The sequence below is a fragment of the Streptomyces sp. NPDC045022 genome (genome assembly GCF_056432605.1).
This window is the reverse complement of sequence record NZ_JBWKIR010000011.1, coordinates 209,778-230,169: the sequence shown is the minus strand read 5'-3', so window position 1 is coordinate 230,169 and position 20,392 is coordinate 209,778. Positions and strand designations below refer to the sequence as shown.

At 71.3% G+C, this 20,392-nt stretch carries 21 protein-coding genes; 8 read left to right on the top strand and 13 right to left on the bottom strand.

From position 1 onward, the window contains the following. Positions 1–4: 4 nt before the first annotated feature. The 9 genes from AC07C1_RS21650 to AC07C1_RS21610 all read right to left on the bottom strand — a co-directional run bounded on the left by AC07C1_RS21650 (position 5) and on the right by AC07C1_RS21610 (position 8,044). Positions 5–871: a serine/threonine-protein kinase gene (locus AC07C1_RS21650; protein WP_478941211.1), complete on the bottom strand. Its 867-nt coding sequence runs from the start codon at positions 869–871 to the stop codon at positions 5–7. Beyond that, positions 868–2,703, bottom strand: coding sequence for an ABC transporter ATP-binding protein (locus AC07C1_RS21645; RefSeq protein WP_478941209.1), 1,836 nt, complete (start codon positions 2,701–2,703; stop codon positions 868–870). The genes AC07C1_RS21650 and AC07C1_RS21645 overlap by 4 nt, the downstream gene beginning before the upstream one ends. A 74-nt stretch (positions 2,704–2,777) precedes the next feature. Then, a complete protein-coding gene (locus AC07C1_RS21640) occupies positions 2,778–2,963 on the bottom strand; it encodes a hypothetical protein (RefSeq protein ID WP_478941207.1) in 186 nt (61 codons plus the stop codon). Between the two features lie 87 nt (positions 2,964–3,050). After that, positions 3,051–3,791: an FAD:protein FMN transferase gene (locus AC07C1_RS21635; RefSeq protein ID WP_478941205.1), complete on the bottom strand. Its 741-nt coding sequence runs from the start codon at positions 3,789–3,791 to the stop codon at positions 3,051–3,053. Between the two features lie 55 nt (positions 3,792–3,846). Next, on the bottom strand, positions 3,847–4,635 hold the full coding sequence (locus AC07C1_RS21630; protein ID WP_478941203.1) for an FMN-binding protein: 789 nt from the start codon (positions 4,633–4,635) through the stop codon (positions 3,847–3,849). A gap of 35 nt (positions 4,636–4,670) precedes the next feature. Then, positions 4,671–6,053 carry a ferredoxin reductase family protein gene (locus AC07C1_RS21625; RefSeq protein WP_478941202.1) on the bottom strand — a complete coding sequence of 461 codons (1,383 nt, stop codon included), beginning with the start codon at positions 6,051–6,053 and terminating at the stop codon, positions 4,671–4,673. A 58-nt stretch (positions 6,054–6,111) separates the two neighbouring features. Continuing rightward, on the bottom strand, positions 6,112–6,576 hold the full coding sequence (locus tag AC07C1_RS21620; RefSeq protein ID WP_478941200.1) for an FMN-binding protein: 465 nt from the start codon (positions 6,574–6,576) through the stop codon (positions 6,112–6,114). Positions 6,577–6,748: 172 nt separating this feature from the next. Further along, on the bottom strand, positions 6,749–7,453 hold the full coding sequence (locus tag AC07C1_RS21615) for a L,D-transpeptidase family protein (RefSeq protein WP_478941198.1): 705 nt from the start codon (positions 7,451–7,453) through the stop codon (positions 6,749–6,751). Between the two features lie 3 nt (positions 7,454–7,456). Beyond that, positions 7,457–8,044, bottom strand: a complete 588-nt coding sequence (locus AC07C1_RS21610) for a pyridoxamine 5'-phosphate oxidase family protein (RefSeq protein WP_478941196.1) — start codon at positions 8,042–8,044, stop codon at positions 7,457–7,459. Between the two features lie 158 nt (positions 8,045–8,202). On the opposite strand from AC07C1_RS21610, the gene AC07C1_RS21605 reads away from it, so the two are divergent. The 5 genes from AC07C1_RS21605 (at position 8,203) to AC07C1_RS21585 (ending at position 14,250) form a co-directional block, all read left to right on the top strand. Next, a complete protein-coding gene (locus AC07C1_RS21605) occupies positions 8,203–9,396 on the top strand; it encodes an argininosuccinate synthase (protein WP_478941194.1) in 1,194 nt (397 codons plus the stop codon). Between the two features lie 119 nt (positions 9,397–9,515). After that, complete coding sequence (gene argH / locus AC07C1_RS21600; RefSeq protein ID WP_478941192.1) at positions 9,516–10,949, top strand: argininosuccinate lyase; 1,434 nt, start codon at positions 9,516–9,518, stop codon at positions 10,947–10,949. A 161-nt stretch (positions 10,950–11,110) separates the two neighbouring features. Next, positions 11,111–12,082, top strand: a complete 972-nt coding sequence (locus AC07C1_RS21595; RefSeq protein ID WP_478941190.1) for an aldo/keto reductase — start codon at positions 11,111–11,113, stop codon at positions 12,080–12,082. A 96-nt stretch (positions 12,083–12,178) separates the two neighbouring features. Beyond that, a complete protein-coding gene (locus tag AC07C1_RS21590) occupies positions 12,179–12,730 on the top strand; it encodes a TetR/AcrR family transcriptional regulator (RefSeq protein ID WP_478941188.1) in 552 nt (183 codons plus the stop codon). Beyond that, a complete protein-coding gene (locus AC07C1_RS21585; protein WP_478941186.1) occupies positions 12,727–14,250 on the top strand; it encodes an MFS transporter in 1,524 nt (507 codons plus the stop codon). The genes AC07C1_RS21590 and AC07C1_RS21585 overlap by 4 nt, the downstream gene beginning before the upstream one ends. 70 nt (positions 14,251–14,320) lie before the next feature. Here the strand turns inward: AC07C1_RS21585 and AC07C1_RS21580 are convergent, their stop codons facing one another. Continuing rightward, complete coding sequence (locus AC07C1_RS21580) at positions 14,321–15,961, bottom strand: multicopper oxidase family protein (protein WP_478941185.1); 1,641 nt, start codon at positions 15,959–15,961, stop codon at positions 14,321–14,323. A gap of 127 nt (positions 15,962–16,088) precedes the next feature. Next, positions 16,089–16,841 (bottom strand): lysophospholipid acyltransferase family protein, encoded by a 753-nt coding sequence (locus AC07C1_RS21575; protein WP_478941322.1) that lies wholly within the window; start codon positions 16,839–16,841, stop codon positions 16,089–16,091. A 313-nt stretch (positions 16,842–17,154) separates the two neighbouring features. On the opposite strand from AC07C1_RS21575, the gene AC07C1_RS21570 reads away from it, so the two are divergent. The 3 genes from AC07C1_RS21570 (at position 17,155) to AC07C1_RS21560 (ending at position 19,473) form a co-directional block, all read left to right on the top strand. Continuing rightward, positions 17,155–18,333, top strand: coding sequence for a glycerophosphodiester phosphodiesterase (locus AC07C1_RS21570; RefSeq protein ID WP_478941183.1), 1,179 nt, complete (start codon positions 17,155–17,157; stop codon positions 18,331–18,333). Between the two features lie 90 nt (positions 18,334–18,423). Next, entirely contained in the window at positions 18,424–18,930 is a 507-nt protein-coding gene (locus AC07C1_RS21565) for a sigma-70 family RNA polymerase sigma factor (protein WP_478941181.1), read from the top strand. A 45-nt stretch (positions 18,931–18,975) separates the two neighbouring features. Next, complete coding sequence (locus tag AC07C1_RS21560; RefSeq protein WP_478941321.1) at positions 18,976–19,473, top strand: GNAT family N-acetyltransferase; 498 nt, start codon at positions 18,976–18,978, stop codon at positions 19,471–19,473. A gap of 67 nt (positions 19,474–19,540) precedes the next feature. Here the strand turns inward: AC07C1_RS21560 and AC07C1_RS21555 are convergent, their stop codons facing one another. Together AC07C1_RS21555 and AC07C1_RS21550 are read right to left on the bottom strand one after the other, a co-directional pair. Beyond that, the gene (locus AC07C1_RS21555) at positions 19,541–19,966 is read right to left on the bottom strand and encodes a hypothetical protein (RefSeq protein ID WP_478941180.1); all 426 of its coding nucleotides are present in this window, start codon (positions 19,964–19,966) and stop codon (positions 19,541–19,543) included. Position 19,967: 1 nt separating this feature from the next. Next, the gene (locus AC07C1_RS21550; RefSeq protein ID WP_478941178.1) at positions 19,968–20,327 is read right to left on the bottom strand and encodes a hypothetical protein; all 360 of its coding nucleotides are present in this window, start codon (positions 20,325–20,327) and stop codon (positions 19,968–19,970) included. Positions 20,328–20,392: the final 65 nt, after the last annotated feature.

The window sequence follows — 20,392 nt, the reverse complement described above, 5'->3', positions numbered from 1 at the left end:
CGGCTCAAGAGAGGCGGCGCGGGACGGGCAGCGTCGCCTCCAGGGCGGCGGCCAGTCCGGCGACGGTGGGCCGGGCCGACGGATCGGCCAGCAGGCAGCTGTCGACGGCGGCGGCGAGCACGGGGGGCAGACGCCGCCGGGACGCGGTCGGCGGGACCGGGTGCCGCACCTGCGGGGACCGCGCGCCGGCGCGCCCGTCGCCGGACGCGGTTCCCGGCCCCGGGCACGGGAAGGGCACGTCGCCGCAGGCCACCTCGAACAGGGTGATGCCGATGCCCCACACGTCGGCGGCGGCCGTGAGCGGGTCGCCGCGGGCCTGTTCCGGGGAGAGGTAGCAGCAGGTGCCGATCCCGGCGGGCGCGGGACCGGGCGGCCGTGCCAGGCTCAGGTCCAGCACCTTCGCGTGGCCGCGCTCGACCACCACGTTGGACGGCTTGATGTCCAGGTGCAGTAGATCCTGCCGGTGCAGATAGTGCACCGCGGAGCACAGCTGGGTGCCGAGCAGCGCCACGTCGGTGGCGGCAGGCCGGCGCCGCAGCCGGTGCACGAGGTGGGAGAGCGTCTCGCCGGTCAGGGTCTCCAGGACGACGAGCGGCTCGGGCGCTTCGCGGGTCTCGTAGCCGCGCACCAGGTGCGGATGGGTGAAGCGGCCCAGCCACCGGCCCTCCCGCAGCAGCCGCTCCGCCGGCCCCTCCTCGCCCCGGTGGTCCGGACGCAGCACCTTGACCACACAGCGGCAGGCCCGTTCCTCGCTCCAGGCGTCGTAGACGTCGAGCCAGCCGGTGCGCGCCAGATGCGCCAGCACGTGGTAACCCGGGGCCGGTTCCGTGCCCGGGGGGAGGGGCGGTGCCTCGGTGGTGGAGACGCTCACGACAGCACCTTCCCTTCGGCCGGGAGCCCGGTCATCGCGCTGAGCCGGTACAGCCGGGCGTACGCCCCGTCGCGCTTGATCAGCTCGTCGTGAGGGCCCTCCTCCATGACCCGGCCCTGGTCGAGCACCACGATGCGGGTGGCGTCGCGGACGGTCAGCAGGTTGTGGGAGATGACGACGGTCGTCCGGCCGGCCATGAGCCGGCGCAGCGGGTCCATGATCCGCCGCCCCGACCGGACGTCGAGCCCGGTGGTCGGCTCGTCCAGCAGCAGCACCGGCGCGTCCCTGATCATGGCGCGGGCGATGGCCAGCCGCTGGCACTGCCCGCCGGAGAGCGTCCGGCCGCGCTGGCCGACCAGCGTGTCGTAGCCCTCCGGGAGCCGTTCGATGAACTCGTGCGCCTGCGCGGCGTGCGCCGCGGCGACGATGTCCGCCTCCGGGGCGTCCGGCCGGCCGTAGGCGATGTTCTCCCGCACGGTGCCGTGGAAGACGAGCGTCTCCTGCAGTACCACCGACACGTTCTCGCGCACGTCGGACAGCCGCAGCTCCCGCAGGTCGGTCCCGTCCAGGAGTACGGCCCCCCGCTCGGGGTCGTAGAAGCGCAACTGCAGTTTCGCGACCGTCGACTTGCCGGCCCCGCTGGCTCCCACCAGCGCCAGCGTCTCCCCGGGTGCCGCATGGAAGGACACCCCCGACAGGGCCCAGGACGAGGCGCCGGGGTAGCGGAACCATACGCCGTCGAAATGCACGTCCCCGCGTGCCCGCCCGGTGGGCCGGGCCTCCGGCAGCTCGGCCACCTGCGGTTGCTGGTCCAGCAGTTCGATGATCCGCTCGGCGGAGGCGGAGGCCGCGTAGAAGGTGGTGCCCAGCCGGGACAGGCCGCGCACCGGGCTGTAGAGCTTGCCGATCAGGGCGAGGAAGACCATCAGTCCACCCAGCGTCAGCTGACCCTGGGCCAGCTTCCAGGTGCCGAGGCCCATGACCGCGAGGCCGCCGGACACCTCGATGAGCTCCACGATGGGGCGGTAGACGGCGCGGATCCGCGTCGAGGCCATCACCGCCCGGAACCTGCCGAGGTTCTCCCGGTGGAAGCGGTGCTCCTCCCAGCCCTGGCGGTTGTATGCCTGCACCAGCGCGACGTTGCCCAGCGACTCCTCGGCGATCGCGCTGAGCGAGCCGCTGCGCCGCCTGCGTTCCCGCGCGGCCTCCTTGGTCAGCCGGGAGAAGTGCCGGGCGGCGGCCCAGAACACCGGCACGACGACCAGGGCCAGCAGGGTCAGGTCCCAGGCGAGGGAGAACAGCAGGCCGAGGAAGACACCGAGGCGGACCACGTAGTACAGGGCGTCCGCCACCCCGGCGAGCAGGAAGGTCTCGACCGCGTCGACGTCGCCGGTCACCCGGGACAGCACGTCCCCGAGCCGCCGGCGTTCGAAGAAGCCGAGCGACAGCCCCTGGACGTGCCGGAAGACGTCGGAGCGCAGCGAGAGCAGGAAGCGTTCCCCGACCCAGGTCGAGGTCATGTCGTCGGCGAACGCGAGGATGCCGGAGCAGAGGATGAGCCCCAGGTAGGTCGGGGCGATCCACAGGAACGGCCCCAGATCGCGGGGGACGAGCACATCGTCGATGACGATCTTGAAGAGCCAGATCTCCGCCGCGTCGACGACGGGACCGACCAGGCTGAAGACGACGATGGGGATCAGCCAGCGCCGGCCACCCCGGGTGTACGGCCAGAACCGCCGGAACACCTCGCGCGGGGGCACCGGGGGCGCGGCCGCGACGACGGCGTCGGACGACTCACCGAGCGACAGCAGACGCCGCAGGACCTTCGCCATGTCACGCCATCCTCCGGGATCGCCGGAGCGGACCGGGTCTGTCGAAATCCGGTCCGCTCACCTTCGGGTGGCGATCAGTAGCCGTGGTGGCCGTGGCCGTTGTGGCCGCCGCTGTTGTTGTGCCGGTCGCCATGGTTGTGGCCGCCGCTGTTGTTGTGGCCTCCGCTGTTGTTGTGCCCGTTACCGGACCGGTCGCCGTTTCCCGAGTTGTTGCCGTGATCCCGCCGGTTCGCAGGCATCAGGCTGCTGAAGATGGCCATGTTCGTTCCTCCTAGAACTTCGTTCACAGGGGATACGGCGCAGGACGGGATCCGGATGCCGTTTCCGGCAAATCGGGTGAAACTTTTTCAGCCCAGCCGGGTCGCCAGCCCCCCGGTGCACCGCACCTCGTCCCCCGCCGTGATGAGCAGCGCCTCGGTGTCCGGCAGCGACTCCAGCCAGGCCAGCCCGGTCCGCGACCCCATCGCGAACGCCGCGGTCGCCCAGCAGTCCACCCAGGTCAGACGGGGCCCCACGACGGTCACCGACACCAGGTCCGTCACCGCCGACCGCCCCGTCCGCGGATCCACTATGTGCGCCCCGCGCTCCGCCGTCCCGGACGTCGCCACGGACAGCTCCGCCATCCCGGCCGCCGAGACCACCGCCGCGAGACCGCCGGGACGCAGCGGATCGGCCACCCCCACCCGCCACGGCCGCTGCGGCCCCGGCGCGCCGAGCATCTGGACGTCCCCGCCCCCGTTGACACTCACCCCGCACACCCCGTCGGCCTCCGCCAGCAGCCGCGCTGCCCGCTCGGCCGCCCAGCCCTTGACGATGCCGGTGGGATCCACGGAGCCGCGGTACCGGGTGCTGAACCAGCCGTCGCTCACCCGCTCCGCCTCGGCCGCCAGCTCCAGCACCTCGGCCACCTCGGGAGCGCAGCGCGCCACGGTCAGTTCGCCCCGGGCCAGCCGCGAGACCTCGCTGTCCTCGCGGTAGGTGCTGAACAGCGCGTCCGCCCGGTGCAGGCCGGCGACGGCCTCGGCGAGCACCGCCCGGACGGCACCGGGGTCCCCGCCGCGGACGTCGAAGGAGAAGACGGTCCCCATGACCTCCTCCGCATGACGCACCGCGGCGGGACCCTCAGCCGGTTCGGCCACCGTCTCAGCCGCCGTTCTGGTCCAGCGCCGACTGCAGCGACTGCTGGTAGCCGGTGCTGGTGTAGGTGGCACCGGAGACGGCGTCGATGTGCGCGCTCTGTGCGGCCACGGCCTCCTGGTTGAGCCGGGGGACGGCGAGCTGCGTCTTCTGGTCGCTGAGTCCGCCCTTGGGTGCCTGGACCGCCTCCGCCTTGGTGATCTTCCCGTCGCTGACCGTGATCCGCACCTGGACCGGGCCGTACTGGGTCTGCGCGACCTTCCCGGTGACCGTACGGGCCTGCGCCGAGCCGGAGGCGCCGGCAGAACCCGAGGACCCCGCGGAGCCCGACGCCGCCGCCGACTTCATCTTGTCCAGCGCCGACTGCAGCGACGTCTTGTACCCGGCGCTCGTGTACGTCGCCCCGGACACCGCGTCGATGTGCGCGCTCTGTGCGGCCACGGCCTCCTGGTTGAGCCGGGGGACGGCGAGCTGCGTCTTCTGGTCGCTGAGTCCGCCCTTGGGTGCCTCGACCGCCTCCGCCTTGGTGATCTTCCCGTTGCTGACGGTCAGCCGTACCCGCACGGCCCCGTACTGCGTCTGCGTCGCGTCACCGGTCACCGTGCCGGAGCCGGTCGAGGCCTGGGCGCCGCCCTGCGGGGACTCCTGTCCCGTCGCCGTCTGCTGCTGGGCCGCGCCCGCCGCCGAGGCCGCGGCCGGGCCGGACGCCGGCTTCAGCGACAGCAGCAGCACGACACCGGACACCGTCGCCGCGGTGGCCAGCACGACCCGCCGAATGGGGTGGCTCTTCCTCATCGCTCCCTGACTCCCGATCTCTTTGTGGCTCCCGCTCACATCTCGAACGACTCGTGGTGGATGCGGCGGGCGGGGACCCCCGCGCCGCGCAGTGCCTCGTACACCGACTGCGCGAACCCGGGCGGGCCGCACATGAAGACATCGTGGTGGTCGAGGTCCGGGATCTTCCGCTGGAGATTCTCCGCGGAGATGTCGGGCCGCTCGCCCTCCGGGCTGTTGACCGCGTACATCAGGCGGGCGCCCCGCTCCTTGGCGATCGCCGCCAGCTCGTCCCACAGGGCCAGGTCCTGGGTGGTGTTGGCCCGGTAGAGCAGGGTGATGTCACCGGCCGCCCCGGGCAGCGTCTCGAACAGCGCCCGCATCGGCGTGATGCCGACCCCGCCCGCGACCAGCAGCACCTTGCCCCGGCTGCGGCGCTGCGCGGTGAGCGCGCCGTACGGGCCCTCGGCCCACACCCTGGTGCCGGGCGTCAGCTCGCGCAGCCGGGCGCTGTGGTCGCCGATCGACTTCACCGTGATCCGCAGCAGACCCGGCCGGGGCGCCGCCGACAGCGAGTACGGATGCGAGCTGAAACGCATACCGGGTGCGAGGAAGCGCCAGCGGAAGAACTGGCCCGCCTCCGCGCCCATCCGGTGCAGCTTCCGCCCGCCGATCAGCACCGACACGATGCCCGGGGTCTCCTCGATGACCGCCTCCACCCGCATCCGGTGCCGGAGGTTCAGCCGGATGGGGGTGAGGACCCGGTACCAGAGGACCAACGCGGTGACCGTGCCGTAGAGCGCGTACCAGAAGGTCTTGGCGGTGGGCTCGACGGCGAAGTCGTTGCCGGCGGTGATCTGGTGCCAGAACGTCAGGAACACCGCCGCGTAGGTGAGCAGGTGGACGTGGTACCAGGTGTCGTAGGGCAGCAGCCGGCGGATCGCGCCGGTCGAGGTCAGGCCGATGAGCACGAACAGGCCCGTGCCGATGGCGGCCTTGCCCATGTCGGGCAGCTGGTCGACGGAGTCGATGGTCTGCCGGACGATGTCGCCCAGCGACCTGCCGGCCTGCAGCGCGTACCCCCACATGGTGAGGAACACGTGCGCGACGATCAGGCACAGCGTGTACCGCCCGCTCATCGCGTGCCAGCGGGCCACCCGGTCGGAGCCGACCCGCCGCTCCAGCGCCGGCACGCGCGCCATCTGGAGCACGACCAGCGCCATCAGGTAGCCGGCCAGCAGGCCGGTGATCCGGCCCGCGTTCAGGATCCTGCTGTTGTCGTCGGCGATCGACGGGGTGTTGTGCCACCAGAGCCACAGCACGGCCACCGCGCCCGCCCAGACCGCCAGCAGCAGCGGGACGGCGGGGGAGCGGCGCGGGCGGATGCGGCGCATCGTCTGGCGGCGGGCGGCACGTCCGCCTGCGAGCGTGGTGGTCACGGTTCCTCCGTGGGACTTGACCCTTGGCCCACAGATACGGCCCGCGTCCGCCGAGTGTTCAGCGGCCTGCCGAGTCCAGAGCGGACTGGAGTGACTGGCGGTAACCGTCGCTCGTGTACGTCGCTCCCGGCACGGTGTCGATCCGCGCGCTCTGTGCCGCCAGCGCCTCGCGCCGCAACTGGGGCAGTGCGTAGCTGTTGATCTCCTGGTCGCGGGGGTTGTCCTGCGGGTAGTCGACGGCCGTCACGTCGGTGAGCCTGCCGTCCTTCAGCGTGACCCGCACCCGGACCGGCCCCCAGCGGGTCTCGACGGACTCCCCGGTGACCGTGCCGCTCCCCGCGGCGGAACCGCGCGCCGAACCGCCCGTCGCGGCAGGTGACCTGGTGGTGCCAGCCGTCACCACCGTGGGACTCGTGTGCGGCTTCAGTGACAGCAGCAGCACCATCCCGGAGACGGTGGCGGCACTGGCCAGCACGATGCGGCGCAGCGGGCGGTTCTTCTTCAACGCGTGGCGGAGGCGCACGGGGGGAACGTGGCGCTGGAGAGCGGGCCGGGGTCGACGGCCTTCACGGTGCGGTTGCCCGCGGCCGGGTAGCCATTGAGCCCGCACAGCCGGAGCCGGAGGCACTCGCGTACGACGTCAGCCGTCCCGCACCTACTGCCGCCGCGATCCCGGGAGCCGGGGTTCACGACGTTCAGTAGCGGGTGGTCGCTGTCGCTCCGCTCGCCGTTCCGATGGCGATGTGCGGCTTGGCGGCCGGGTCGGCCCACCCGAGGATGCGGCGCATGGCATCCTCCGGCACCGACACACAACCGGCCGTGGCGGCCCGCCCGTTGACATGCAGGAAGATGCCGGCGCCGCGTCCCCGCACCGGCCGGTCGTAGTTGAACCCGATGACGAGGGCGTACGCGTACTGCGTCGCGTAGGAGACCAGGTGCTCGGCCTCCGCGGCACGACAGTCGCCCGGCAGGGGGTCCACCCACCGGTTGTACGCCTGCGACTCGTTGTCCTGGCACCACCAGGAACTCTCCCGCACCGGCAGGTACCTCTCCCGTGTCCCGGCGGGCGCCGTCTTGGTGCCGAAGGCGAAGGGAAGGTCGTACAGCCCGGTCGGAGTCGTGTTCGTGCCCTGGGTCCGTGAACCGCCTTCGACGAGCCCGTGGGATCCGAACCGGGCCGGTGCGGACCCGGCCCGCGCCCACTGTCCGTCCCGCAGGTCCCACCAGGTGAGCGTCCCCGACGTCGAGCCGGTCGCCGGGGCCTCGGCGGTGATCAGCTGGGTGCCGCCGCCCGTGTCCGCCATCCGCGCGGGCAGCACGGCCGGTTCGGGTCCGGGCGTGAGACCTGGCAGGGCGAGGGAGGAGGCGGAGACGAGGGCGAGGACGACACCGGGGCGCATGGCTCAGACGCTAGACGGGGGGAGCGGCAACGGCAGCCCGGGTAGTCCGTCCAGGCTCGTCGCGACGTGCTCTTTCTTGGTGAAGTAGGCGTTCAGCGAGGCGTCGTCCTCGCGGCCGAAGCGCTTCGCGTGCAGGTCCCGGTCCTCCTCGTACGCCATGTGGGGGACGGCGTACCCGCAGGTGTCCCGCACCAGTTCGGCGTGGACGACGATGACCGCGCGCAACCCGTGCGTGCCCGGGTCGATGTCCGGGAAATGGGCGACCAGGTCCCCGAAGCGCGGGTCGTCACGGAACACCGCCTCGCCCCGGCCGTGCACCCGCACGATGTTCGGCGGCCCCTGGAAGGCGCACCACATCAGGGTGATCCGCCCGTTCTCCCTGAGGTGCGCGATGGTCTCGGCGTTGGATCCGGCGAAGTCCAGGTAGGCCACGGTGAGTTCGTCCAGCACGACGAACGAGCCCCTGAGTCCCTTGGGGGAGAGGTTGACCGTGCCGTCGGCGGACAGCGGGGCGGTCGCGGTGAAGAACAGGGGCTGCTCCTCGATGAACGTGCGGAGTCTGCCGTCTATGCGCTCATAGGTCTTTCCCATGTCTGACGATTGTCGGCGAAAGTCGTTCACCTGTCTAAGGAATTGCCGAAGACCCGGCCGGGATCCCGCCGCGCACGGCACTCGCGGCGCCGATTGACGAATCATGCGGAGTTCTGCATACTCATGCATGTCAGCGAATGCACTGTGAGGAGAAACCCGTGACCGAGCGCGTCGTACTCGCCTACTCAGGCGGTCTGGACACCTCCGTCGCCATCGGCTGGATCGCCGAGGAGACGGGCGCCGAGGTCATCGCCGTTGCGGTCGACGTCGGCCAGGGCGGCGAGGACCTGGACGTCATCCGCAAGCGCGCCCTCGCGTGCGGTGCGGTCGAGGCCGAGGTCGCGGACGCCAAGGACGAGTTCGCCGACGAGTACTGCCTCCCGGCGATCAAGGCCAACGCCCTCTACATGGATCGCTACCCGCTGGTCAGCGCCCTGTCCCGGCCGACGATCGTCAAGCACCTGGTCGCCGCCGCCAAGAAGCACGGCGCCACCACGGTCGCCCACGGCTGCACCGGCAAGGGCAACGACCAGGTCCGCTTCGAGGCCGGCATCGTCGCCCTCGCCCCCGACCTGAAGTGCATCGCCCCGGTCCGCGACTACGCGATGACCCGGGACAAGGCGATCGCCTTCTGCGAGGACAAGCAGCTCCCGATCGCCACCACCAAGAAGTCCCCGTACTCCATCGACCAGAACGTCTTCGGGCGCGCCGTCGAGACGGGCTTCCTGGAGGACATCTGGAACGCCCCGATCGAGGACATCTACGAGTACACCTCCAACCCGGCCGCCCCGCGTGAGGCCGACGAGGTGATCATCACCTTCAAGGAGGGTGTCCCGGTCGCCGTCGACGGCAAGCCCGTCACCGTCCTGCAGGCCATCCAGCAGCTGAACGAGCGGGCCGGCGCCCAGGGCATCGGCCGGATCGACATGGTCGAGGACCGCCTCGTCGGCATCAAGTCCCGCGAGGTGTACGAGGCCCCGGGCGCGATCGCGCTCATCACGGCCCACCAGGAGCTGGAGAACGTCACCGTCGAGCGCGAGCTGGCCCGCTACAAGCGCCAGGTCGAGCAGCGCTGGGGCGAGCTGGTCTACGACGGCCAGTGGTTCTCCCCGCTCAAGCGCGCCCTGGACGGCTTCATCAACGAGGCCAACCAGCACGTCTCCGGCGACATCCGGCTGACCCTGCACGGCGGCCGCGCGGTCGTCACCGGCCGGCGCTCGGAGTCGTCGCTGTACGACTTCAACCTCGCCACGTACGACACTGGCGACACCTTCGACCAGGCCGCCGCCAAGGGCTTCATCGACATCTACAGCCTGTCGTCGAAGATCGCCGCCAAGCGGGACCTCGCGTAAGCGCCTGACGGCACCTCACCCGCAATAGCCTGACAACCGCCTCCTCACTTGCGACTGAGTGGGGAGGCGGCGGCACATCCGTATCTCGGCACATCCGTATCTCTCTAGGAGCGACGCAAGTGAGCAGCAACAGCGGTGACGTACGGCTCTGGGGCGGCCGTTTCGCCGACGGTCCCGCCGAGGCCCTGGCGAAGCTGTCCGCGTCCGTCCACTTCGACTGGCGGCTCGCGCCCTACGACATCGCCGGTTCGCGTGCCCACGCGCGCGTGCTGCACAAGGCGGGTCTGCTCACCGAGGACGAGCTGCGGCGCATGATCGCCGGGCTCGACCGGCTGGAGGCGGACGTCGCCGACGGCTCCTTCACCGGCACCATCGCCGACGAGGACGTGCACACCGCCCTGGAGCGCGGCCTGCTGGAGCGCCTCGGTCCGGACCTGGGCGGAAAGCTCCGCGCGGGCCGGTCCCGCAACGACCAGGTCGCGACCCTCTTCCGGATGTACCTGCGGGACCACGCCCGGATCATCGGTGGCCTGATCGCCGGCCTCCAGGACGCGCTGATCGGCCTGGCCGAGGCCCACCCGGACGTGGCGATGCCCGGCCGTACGCACCTCCAGCACGCCCAGCCGGTGCTCTTCGCCCACCATGTCCTCGCCCATGTCCAGTCCCTGTCCCGGGACGCGGAGCGGCTGCGCCAGTGGGACGAGCGGACGGCGGTGTCGCCGTACGGCTCCGGCGCCCTCGCGGGCTCCTCCCTCGGCCTGGACCCGGAGGCGGTGGCCGAGGACCTCGGCTTCGAGCACGGCAGCGTCGGCAACTCCATCGACGGCACGGCCTCCCGTGACTTCGTGGCCGAGTTCGCCTTCATCACCGCGATGATCGGCGTGAACCTCTCCCGGATCGCCGAGGAGATCATCATCTGGAACACGAAGGAGTTCTCCTTCGTGACCCTGCACGACGCCTTCTCCACGGGCTCGTCGATCATGCCGCAGAAGAAGAACCCGGACATCGCGGAGCTGGCACGCGGCAAGTCCGGCCGCCTGATCGGCAACCTCACGGGCCTGCTGGCGACCCTCAAGGCCCTGCCCCTCGCCTACAACCGCGACCTCCAGGAGGACAAGGAGCCGGTGTTCGACTCCTGTGACCAGCTGGAGGTGCTGCTCCCCGCCTTCACCGGCATGATCGCCACCCTCACGGTCAACCGCGAGCGCATGGAGGAGCTGGCCCCGGCCGGTTTCTCGCTCGCGACCGACATCGCCGAGTGGCTGGTCAAGCAGGGCGTGCCGTTCCGGGTGGCGCACGAGGTCGCGGGGGAGTGCGTGAAGGTCGCCGAGGCCGACGGCAAGGAACTGGACGGCCTCACGGACGAGCAGTTCGCGAAGATCTCCGCCCACCTCACCCCCGAGGTGCGTACGGTCCTCAACGTCCCGGGCGCCCTCGCCTCCCGCAACGGCCGCGGTGGTACGGCACCCAGCGCGGTCGCCGTCCAGCTGACGGAGGTCAAGGCGGACGTGGCGGCGCAGCACGCATGGGCGGATGCCAAGAAGAAGGGCTGAGTGAAGCGCCCCGCAAGGGGCGCGGGGAACCGCGCGGACAGTCACCACCCTCCCGCGGTCGCCACGCCACCGCAGGAACCGGGTGCTCGGGCGGACCCGAAGGCCGTCGCGGGTTAGTTTTGGTCGGAAGCCGTACCGGAGCCGACCGAACGGAACCCGCGATGCCCTTCTCCCGTCTGGCCACCGCCACCACGCCCACCTGCCACATCGGACTGGGCCTCGCCGCCGTCGGCCGCCCCGGTTACATCAACCTCGGCCGCGACGAGGACTTCGGGACCGACCGCAGCGTCGACGCGATGCGCACCCGCACCCATGAACTCCTCGACGCCGCCTACGCCCAGGGCATCCGCTACTTCGACGTCGCCCGGTCCTACGGCCGTTCGGAGGAGTTCCTCGCCGACTGGCTGAACGCCCGCCCCGGCATCGACGACGTCGTGGTCGGCAGCAAGTGGGGGTACACCTACACCGCCGGCTGGTCCACCGACGCGGAGCGGCACGAGGTCAAGGACCACAGCCTCGCCACCTACGAGCGGCAGCGCGCCGAGACCGACGCCCTGCTCGGCGACCGGCTCGACCTGTACCAGATCCACTCGGTGACCCCGGACAGCCCCGCCCTCACCGACAAGGAACTCCACGCCAGGCTGGCGGAGGCCGCCGCGGAGGGCGTGACCATCGGCTTCTCCACCAGCGGTCCCGCCCAGGCCGACACCGTCCGCGCCGCCCTCGCCGTCACGGTCGACGGCGAGCCCCTCTTCCGTACCGTCCAGTCGACGTACAACGCCCTGGAGACCTCCGTGGGCCCCGCCCTCGCCGAGGCGCACGAGGCCGGGCTCACCGTGATCGTCAAGGAGGGCATGGCCAACGGCCGGCTGGCCGCGCCGCACGCCCCCGACGCGCTGAAGGCGGTGGCCGAGGAGACCTCCCTCGGCTGCGACGCCGTGGCCCTCGCGTGGATCCTGCGCCAGCCGTGGGTCGGTGTCGTCCTCTCCGGTGCCGCGACCGTCGGCCAGCTGGCCGCCAACCTCCACGCGTCCGTCGTGGACCTCGACGAGGACCAGCTGACCCGCCTGGCCACGCTGGTCGAGGACCCGGGCACGTACTGGGAGCGGCGCGGGCAGCTGCCCTGGCACTGACGAATCCACCGCACTGACCAGCCGGCATGAGGGCCAGCATGAGCCACACATGCCCATGATGAGACAAAGATGTCTCATATGGGCTACGCTTGTCTCATGGCCCTGGACCGAGACCACGTGCTGCGCAGCGCAGCCGCCCTGCTGACCCGCAAGTCCACCGCGACCATGGACGAGGTCGCCAAGGCCGCCGGGATCAGCCGGGCCACGCTGCACCGCCACTTCGCCGGACGTGACGCGCTCGTCCGGGCACTGGAGGCGCTCGGCATCGCGGAGTGCGAGGCGGCGCTGGACAACGCCCGGCTGGAGGAGGGGGCCGCCCGGGACGCCGTGCGCAGGCTGGTGCGCGAGATCCAGCCCGCCGCGGGGCTGCTCGCCTTCCTGTACGGCGAGAACCAGCTCTGGGAAGGCGATCGGCAGAACGACGGCTGGCTGCGGCTGGACGCCCGGATCGGCGCGGTGTTCCAGCGTGGACAGCACAGCGGTGAGTTCCGGATCGACCTCACTCCCGTGTGGCTCACCGAGGCGCTGTACGGACTGATCGCCTCCTGCGCCTGGGCCACCCTGGACGGCCGCGTGGCCGCCAGGGACTTCCCCGCGATGATCACCGAGCTGCTGCTCGGCGGCGCTCTGCGAAGAGAGGAATCATGACCAGCACCCTGCAGCCGGCACACGTGGCGGAGGTGGAGAAGCGCCCGGGCCGCTGGCCGGCGCTCTCCGTCCTCGTCCTGGCCGTGCTGCTGGTGGCCGTCGACGCCACCGTCCTCGGCCTGGCGACCCCCTACATCAGCGAAGACCTCGACCCCTCCGGCACCCAGCTCCTGTGGATCGGTGACGTCTACTCCTTCGTCATCGCCGGTCTGCTCGTCTCCATGGGCAGCCTCGGCGACCGCATCGGCCGCAAGCGGATCCTGCTCGGCGGCGCGACGGCGTTCGGAGCGATCTCCGTGCTCAACGCCTACGCGACGACACCCGAGCTGATGATCCTCGCGCGGGCCCTGCTCGGCGTCGCGGGCGCGACCCTGATGCCCGCCACCCTGGCCCTGATCCGCAATCTCTTCCACGACCCGCGCGAGCGCAGCCTCGCCGTCGGCATCTGGGGCGCGACCGCCTCCGCCGGCACGGCCGTCGGCCCGATCACGGGCGGCTTCCTCCTCGAACACTTCTGGTGGGGCTCGGTCTTCCTGATCAACCTGCCGGTGATGGCGGTCCTGGTCCTCGTCGGCCTCCGCACGCTGCCCGAGTCCCGCAACCCGAACCCCGGCCCCTGGGACCTGACCAGCGTCGCCCTGTCCCTCGCCGGCGTGCTCGGCATCGTGTACGCGGTCAAGGAGATCGCCACGCACGGCCTCACCTGGACCTCGCTCGCCGCGGGCCTGCTGGGCGCGGCGGCCCTCCACGGCTTCGTCCACCGCCAGCTGACCATGCCGATCCCGCTGCTGGACATGCGGCTGTTCCGGCGCCGCGGCTTCAGCGGGGCGGTCCTCGCCGACCTGCTGACCGTCCTCGGCATGTCCGGCCTGGTGTTCTTTCTCTCCCAGTATCTGCAACTCGTCCAGGGCAGGCGCCCGTTCGAGGCGGGCCTGGCCGAAGTGCCCGCGGCCGTCGGGGCGGTGGCGGCCGGCCTGATCGCGGGGCGCGCGGCCCGGCGTTTCTCCGTCCGCGTGGTGGTCTCGGGCGGCCTGGCGGCCGTCGGACTGGCCCTGGCCGCGCTGACGACGCTCGGACAGTCCACCGGCTATCCGGTCCTCGGTGCCGCCCTCCTCGTCGTGGGCGTCGGCGCGGGCTTCTCCTTCACGGTCACCGCCGACGTGCTCCTCTCCAGCGTGCCCAGGGAACAGGCGGGCGCCGCCTCGGCGGTCTCCGAGACGGCGTACGAACTGGGAGCGGCCCTGGGCATCGCCCTCCTGGGCTCCATCGTGACCGGCGTCTACCGCGACTTCACCGGCCCGGCCGGAACCCCGGCGGAGGCCCACGAGTCGCTGGGCGCGGCAGTGGAGGCGTCGGCGCACCTGCCGGCGCACCGCGCCGATGCCCTGCTCGACGCGGCCCGCGACTCCTTCGTCCACGGCCTCCATCTGGCCTCGGGCGCGGGAGCGGCGGTTCTGCTGGGCGCGGCAGCGGTGGCCTGGTTCCTGCTGAAGAACCAGAAACTGGAAAGTGCGGGGTGAGGCGACCGGCCGGCGGCGCGGGGAACCCCGCGCGACCGCGCCCGGAACGCCGGCCGAACCATCCCCGACATCACCTCCGATACCCGAGCACCGTCATCATCCCGCTCTCCGAGTGGTACTGGTTGTGGCAGTGCAACATCCACAGCCCCGGATTGTCGGCGTCGAAGTCGATCACCAGCTTCCGGTGCGGCAGCACGAGCGCGGTGTCCTTCCGCGCGCCCACGGAGTCCAGGCCGGCCAGCGCGAAGGTGTGCCCGTGCAGGTGCATCGGATGCCACATGTCCGTGGCGTTGATGAGGGTGAGCCGTACCCGTTCACCGGCGCGGACCGGGTGGCGTTGCCGCACGGAGTAGGCCTGGTGGTCGAACCCCCAGTCGAACTTCTCCATGCCGCCGGTGATCCTGATGCGCAGCTGGCGGTCGGGGGTGCGGTCGTGGAGGGCCACGGAGTCGTCGGGCACCAGTCGGCGCGCGGGAACGGTCTTCCCGTCGAGTTCGTCCGGGCGGACGTCGGGGGAAGGAAGGTCTTTCCCCTTGCCGGTGCGCAGGACGGCGAGGGCCCCGCCCTTCTTTCCCTCCGGGAGCGCGACCAGGGGGAAGACGCCGTCCCGGGCGGTGATCAGGACGTCGTAGCGTTCCGCCATGCCGACGAGGAGGGCGTCTGTCTTCTTGTGCTTCACGGGATAGCCGTCGGTGTGCGTGACGGTCATCTCGTGGTCGCCCAGCGCGACCCGGAAGGCGGTCTCGGAACCGGCGTTGATGATGCGCAGCCGGACGCGGTCGCCGGGCCGGCAACGGAACACCGAGGGATTGGCGGGCAGACGCCCATTGGCCAGGTAGTACGGGTAGGCGACGCTGCCGCCGTCTCCGTGGAGCATGCGGCTGTGGGACTTGTGCAGCACCCTCGACGGGCCTGCCGGCGGCCTGGCCGGCGACGTGTGCGGGCTCGCCGGCCGGCCGGCGCTCGGACCGCCGTGGCCGGGACCCATGGCCGTGTGCCCCATGTCCATGTGCCCCATGTCCATGGAGCCGCCGGGCTTGAGCTGCTCGAGGACCTGGTCGGGGGTGGAGCCCTCCACGCCGTCGAGCCAGTCGTCCAGGACGAGGACCCACTCCTTGTCGTAGGAGAGGGGCTCCTTGGGGTCGTCGACGATGAGCGGCGCGTACAGGGCCCGGTCGGGCTGCATTCCGACGTGGGAGTGCAGCAGATAGGTTCCCGGATGCCGGATGGTGAAGCGGTAGCGGAAGTCGGACCCGGGGCGGATGGCCCGCTGGGTCAGGTCCGGCACGCCGTCCATGTCGCAGCGCAGCCGCACTCCGTGGGAGTGCAGCGTGGTCGTGGCGGGCAGCCGGTTGTCGAGCGTCAGGTCGAGCACGTCGCCGGCGGTGACCCGCACCAGCGGGCCCGGCACCTCCTCGTTGTAGGCCCAGGTGCGGACGGACCGCCCGCCCAGGTCCAGCTTGGCTTCGGCGGCGGTGAACCTGAAGGTGCGTACGTGGCCGGACCCGCGTTTCCGCTCGGCGGCGAGGACCTCCGGATCCGACGGGTTGACGTACCCCTTCGGCCCCGGTGGAACGAACTCCCTTTCGCCGCTCCGGCCTTGGGGGCCGGAACGAGGCCCGGAGCCGGAGCCGGTGCAGGCCGCCAGGAATCCCGCGCCGACGGCGGCGATCGGGCTGCGGAGCAGAGTACGCCGAGAAGGTTTGGACATGTCTAAATAAGACATGTCGCACGGTCATATAGCCGGGTACATACGGCCGAATGACCGATGTGTCGGCGTCAGATTCCACCGGCAGGCGGACGGACGCGGGCCACCGCGCCCGTCGCGCCGGAGGGTCCTAGGCGGCCTTGGCCTTCGTGGCGTACATGTCCACGTACTCCTGGCCCGACAGCCGCATGACCTCGGCCATGACGGAGTCGGTCACGGCCCGCAGCACATACCGGTCCCGGTCCATGCCCTCGTAGCGCGAGAACTCCATCGCCTCACCGAACCGGACGGTGACCTTGCCGGGCCGCGGAATACCGCGCCCGCCCGGCTGCAGCTTGTCCGTACCGATCATCGCGAACGGCACGACGGGAGCACCGGTCATCAGCGTCAGCCGTGCGATACCGGTGCGCCCCCGGTACAGCCGTCCGTCGGGCGACCGCGTGCCCTCGGGATAGATCCCGAAGATCTTTCCCTCCTCCAGGATCCTGCGCCCGGTCATCAGCGCGGCCACGCCACCGTTCGCCCCGTCCCGGTCCACCGGGATCATGCCGACGCCGGTGAAGAACCACGCCATCAGCCGGCCCTTGACGCCCTTGCCGGTGACGTACTCGTCCTTGCCGATGAAGAAGACCTGACGGTCGCAGACCAGGGGCAGGATCATCGAGTCGATGAAGGTCAGGTGATTACCGGCCAGAATGACCGGGCCGTCCCCCGGGATGTGCTCCACGCCCTCCACCTGTGGGCGGAACATCAGGCGCATGATCGGTCCGAGCACTGCCTTGATGAGCGCGAAGCGGGACAACGGGTCCTCCGATGTCGAGGGCGAGCGATATGAGTCTGTGCAGGTGAGGACATTACTCGCGGCACCCGGGCGAGCGCACATCGGGGAGGCCCGGTTCACCGAGGTCTTACGAAGTGTTGACGCGGGTTTACCTGCGGTGGCGCGCCCGGGACGGCCCGTGACTGCGTGGCGACAGTGTGACGGACATCGCGCGAAGCCCTCGGCCACCGGTTACCCCGGTCGCGCCCGCCGATGCCGACGGACCGTCACATCTCGCCTCGCACAGGACACCCGGCATCACCCGCGGCTTCGGGCCGAGGACTCCCCTCCGTCATGTGCGCGCCCCTACGATCGGCGCGCACCCAAGGCGCGCAGCGCCGAAACAGACGCAGGGCGGACGGCAGGAGGGCGCTTGATGGGCGGCGACCAGGCGAACGACAGGACACAGGGCACCACGGGGCGGCGGGCGATCCTCGGCGCCGCGGTGCTGGGCGCGGGCGGAGCGGTGCTCGGGCTGCCCGGCGCGGCCAGAGCCGCCGGAGCCCGGGGCGCCGGGCACGGCGGGCGCGGGCTGAAGAGCCTGCCGGTGCCGGCGGTCATCGGCCACCGGGGAGCCAGCGGCTACCGCCCCGAACACACCTTCGGCTCCTACGACCTGGCCCTGGACCTGGGCGCCGACATCGTCGAGGCCGGCGACCTGGTACCCACCAAGGACGGTCACCTCGTCTGTAGGCACGAGCCGGAGATCGGCGGCACCACGGACGTCGCCTCCCACCCCGAGTTCGCCGACCGCAAGACCACCAAGGTCCTCGACGGCGTCTCCACCACCGGCTGGTTCACCGAGGACTTCACGCTCGCCGAGCTGAAGACGCTGCGTGCCATCGAGCGCATCCCGGCCAACCGCCCGCACAACACCCTCTACAACGGGCGCTGGGGGATACCCACGTTCGAAGAGGTCCTCAAGTGGCAGGACGAGCAGACCCGCAAGCGCGGCAAGCAGGTCTGGATCTACCCCGAGACCAAGCACCCCTCCTACTTCCGGGGGCTCGGACTCGGCCTGGAGGAGCGGGTCGCCAAGCTGCTGCGCAAGCACGGAAAGGACGGCCGGACCTCGCCGGTCATCCTGCAGTCCTTCGAGCCGAGCAGCATCCAGAAGCTGAACCAGCTGGTGGACAACCCGCTCGTGGTCCTGCTGTCCTCGGCGAACAGCCGCCCCTGGGACTTCGTAGAGGCGGGCGACCCGCGCACGGTCGCCGACCTGATCACCCCCCAGGGCCTCAGGGAGATCGCCGGCTACGCGCAGGGCATCGGCCCGACCCTCGACCTGGTCATCCCCAGGAACGCGGACGGCACCCTGGCCGAACCGACCACGCTCGTCGCCGACGCGCACAAGGTGGGCCTGATCCTGCACCCGTACACCATGCGCAACGAGAACCCCTTCCTGCCGGCCGAGTACCGCAGGGGCAGCGCGCCGGACGCCTACGGTGACGCCTTCGGCGCCTTCAGGACGTACTTCGCGACCGGCATCGACGGCGTCTTCACCGACAACGCCGACACCGGCCTGCTCGCCCGCGCCGACTTCCTGCACGGCTGACCGCGTCAACCGGCAACCGCCAGGCACCCGTTCGGGGTGACTCCGGGCCGCCCCGGCAACCCATCGCCGGGGCGGCTCGTCGTTCCGCATATGACGCACGACCTGGTAGCCGCCCTGCGCCCACTGCTCGCCGCCGAGGCCTCCGCGGAGACATATGCCTCCGGGACTGAGCCGGGCGATCTCGAGCAGGCCGTCTGGCTCCGCCTGCTGGAGCGGCTGGAGACCGACGGACCGCCGCTGGACCCGCAGGGCTGGCTGCGCAAGGCCGTCCGCGCCGAGGCCCGTCGCACCCGCCGCACCACCCGCCTCGAACGCCCGTACGGCATCGAGCCGGCCGACGACATCCGCCCCGGCCCCGAGCAGCACGCCCTCACCGCCGCGCGCTACCGCGCCCTGCGGGACGCGGTCCGCCGGCTGCCCGGCCGCTGCCCCCGGCTCATGGAGGCGCTGCTCTCTCCGAAGGACATGACATACCGGGAGATCGCGGGGGAGTTGGGTATCTCACAGGGCAGTCTCGGCCCGGAACGGTCCAGATGTCTGGGATGTCTGCGTCGATTGCTCACCCCGGAGGTTGCTTCCCGCGAAGTGCGGGGATAGGAGTGAGGGACGACAGGTGATCAGGTGAGCGGGAGGCATGCGCACATGGGCATGAGCGTGACCATCTCGGTGGCGACCGAGCAGGACGCGGAGCAGATCTTCAGGCTCCAGTACCTGTGCTTCCAGAGTGAGGCGGCGCTGTACGGCAACTACCGCATCGACCCGCTCGTCCAGACCCTGGACTCCGTGCGGCAGGAGGTCTCCTCGGACTGCGTCTTCGTCGCCCGGCTCGGCGACGAGGTCGTCGGCTCCGTGCGCGGCAAGGTCACCGAGGACGGCGCCGCGGCCATCGGCAAGCTCTGCGTCCACCCGCGCCTGCAGGGCCACGGCATCGGGGCGAGGCTGCTGCGCGCGGCCGAAGCGGCGCTGGCGGAGGAGCGCGGAGCCAAGCGGTTCCGTCTCCACACGGGCCACCGCAGCGAGGGCAACCTCCGCCTGTACCGCCGCTCCGGCTACCGGACGGTGGGCAGATCCAAGGGCGCCGACGGCGTGGAACTGATCATCCTGGAGAAGCAGGCGGGCGTCTACGCGCAAACGGCGTGAGGGGAGCGCCCCCGAGGGGCGCCGGGAGCCCGGCCGGCCATGAGCGGCCCGCGGACACCCACGCCCCTCAGGCGGCGGCCCCGCGCCGCGGACGCACCTTCCGCAGCCAGTAGAGCGCGGACAGCGGCAGGAGCACGGGGATGAAGACGTAGCCCATCCCGTAGTCCGACCACACCGTCGCGTCGGGGAACGCCGAGGGTTCCACCAGGGTCCACGTGCCCACGACGAGCACACCGGCCAGTTCGGCCGCGCAGCACACCTGTGCCGCCCTGCGGGCCGTCTCGCCGCCGCGGACGAGGGTGTACGTGATGAAGCCGTACACCACACCGGCCACGGCCGACAGGGAGTACGCGAGCGGTGCCCGGTCGAAGTCCGTCGCGATCTGGTAGGCCGAACGCGACACCGCGCCGACCACCATCACGCCGTAGAACCAGACGAGCAGCATGCCCGGACCGCTGATCAGCCGGGCCGGCTTCTCCTGCGCCGCCGTCACCTCAGCCTCCCCAGATGTCGTAGAGCCGTACTTCCAGCACGGCCAGGACCACGCCGCCCGCCGCGACCGTCACCGAGCCCCAGCGGGTCCGCTCGGACAGTGACATGAAACCCGCCGCCGGAACGCACGCGAACGCGCCCAGCAGATACGCCACGAAGATCGTCGTGCCCTGCTCCGGCTTCTCACCCCGCGCCAGCTGCACGATCCCGATCACCAGCTGGACGACGGCCAGTAGTGACACCACGGCCATGCCGATGAAGTGCCAGTCCTTGGTCGGCTGGTCCCGGTAGGCGGCCCAGCCGCACCAGGCGGCGAGCAACAGGGCGGCGACCCCGGTCACCAGCGTCAGGGCATTGAGCATGCCGTGACCCTATTACGGCCGAAACGGCCCACCGCCGCCGACCCCGTCGTACGCCGTATGGTCCA

Coding starts and splice junctions, on each gene's coding strand:
- AC07C1_RS21565 (WP_478941181.1), top strand. CDS start 18,424: ATGACGCACGACCTGGTAGCCGCCCTGCGCCCACTGCTCGCCGCCGAG.
- AC07C1_RS21635 (WP_478941205.1), bottom strand. CDS start 3,791: ATGGGGACCGTCTTCTCCTTCGACGTCCGCGGCGGGGACCCCGGTGCC.
- AC07C1_RS21645 (WP_478941209.1), bottom strand. CDS start 2,703: ATGGCGAAGGTCCTGCGGCGTCTGCTGTCGCTCGGTGAGTCGTCCGAC.
- AC07C1_RS21570 (WP_478941183.1), top strand. CDS start 17,155: ATGGGCGGCGACCAGGCGAACGACAGGACACAGGGCACCACGGGGCGG.
- AC07C1_RS21585 (WP_478941186.1), top strand. CDS start 12,727: ATGACCAGCACCCTGCAGCCGGCACACGTGGCGGAGGTGGAGAAGCGC.
- AC07C1_RS21560 (WP_478941321.1), top strand. CDS start 18,976: ATGGGCATGAGCGTGACCATCTCGGTGGCGACCGAGCAGGACGCGGAG.
- AC07C1_RS21595 (WP_478941190.1), top strand. CDS start 11,111: ATGCCCTTCTCCCGTCTGGCCACCGCCACCACGCCCACCTGCCACATC.
- AC07C1_RS21575 (WP_478941322.1), bottom strand. CDS start 16,841: ATGTGCGCTCGCCCGGGTGCCGCGAGTAATGTCCTCACCTGCACAGAC.
- AC07C1_RS21610 (WP_478941196.1), bottom strand. CDS start 8,044: ATGGGAAAGACCTATGAGCGCATAGACGGCAGACTCCGCACGTTCATC.
- AC07C1_RS21580 (WP_478941185.1), bottom strand. CDS start 15,961: ATGTCCAAACCTTCTCGGCGTACTCTGCTCCGCAGCCCGATCGCCGCC.
- AC07C1_RS21615 (WP_478941198.1), bottom strand. CDS start 7,453: ATGCGCCCCGGTGTCGTCCTCGCCCTCGTCTCCGCCTCCTCCCTCGCC.
- AC07C1_RS21550 (WP_478941178.1), bottom strand. CDS start 20,327: ATGCTCAATGCCCTGACGCTGGTGACCGGGGTCGCCGCCCTGTTGCTC.
- AC07C1_RS21590 (WP_478941188.1), top strand. CDS start 12,179: ATGGCCCTGGACCGAGACCACGTGCTGCGCAGCGCAGCCGCCCTGCTG.
- AC07C1_RS21630 (WP_478941203.1), bottom strand. CDS start 4,635: ATGAGGAAGAGCCACCCCATTCGGCGGGTCGTGCTGGCCACCGCGGCG.
- AC07C1_RS21640 (WP_478941207.1), bottom strand. CDS start 2,963: ATGGCCATCTTCAGCAGCCTGATGCCTGCGAACCGGCGGGATCACGGC.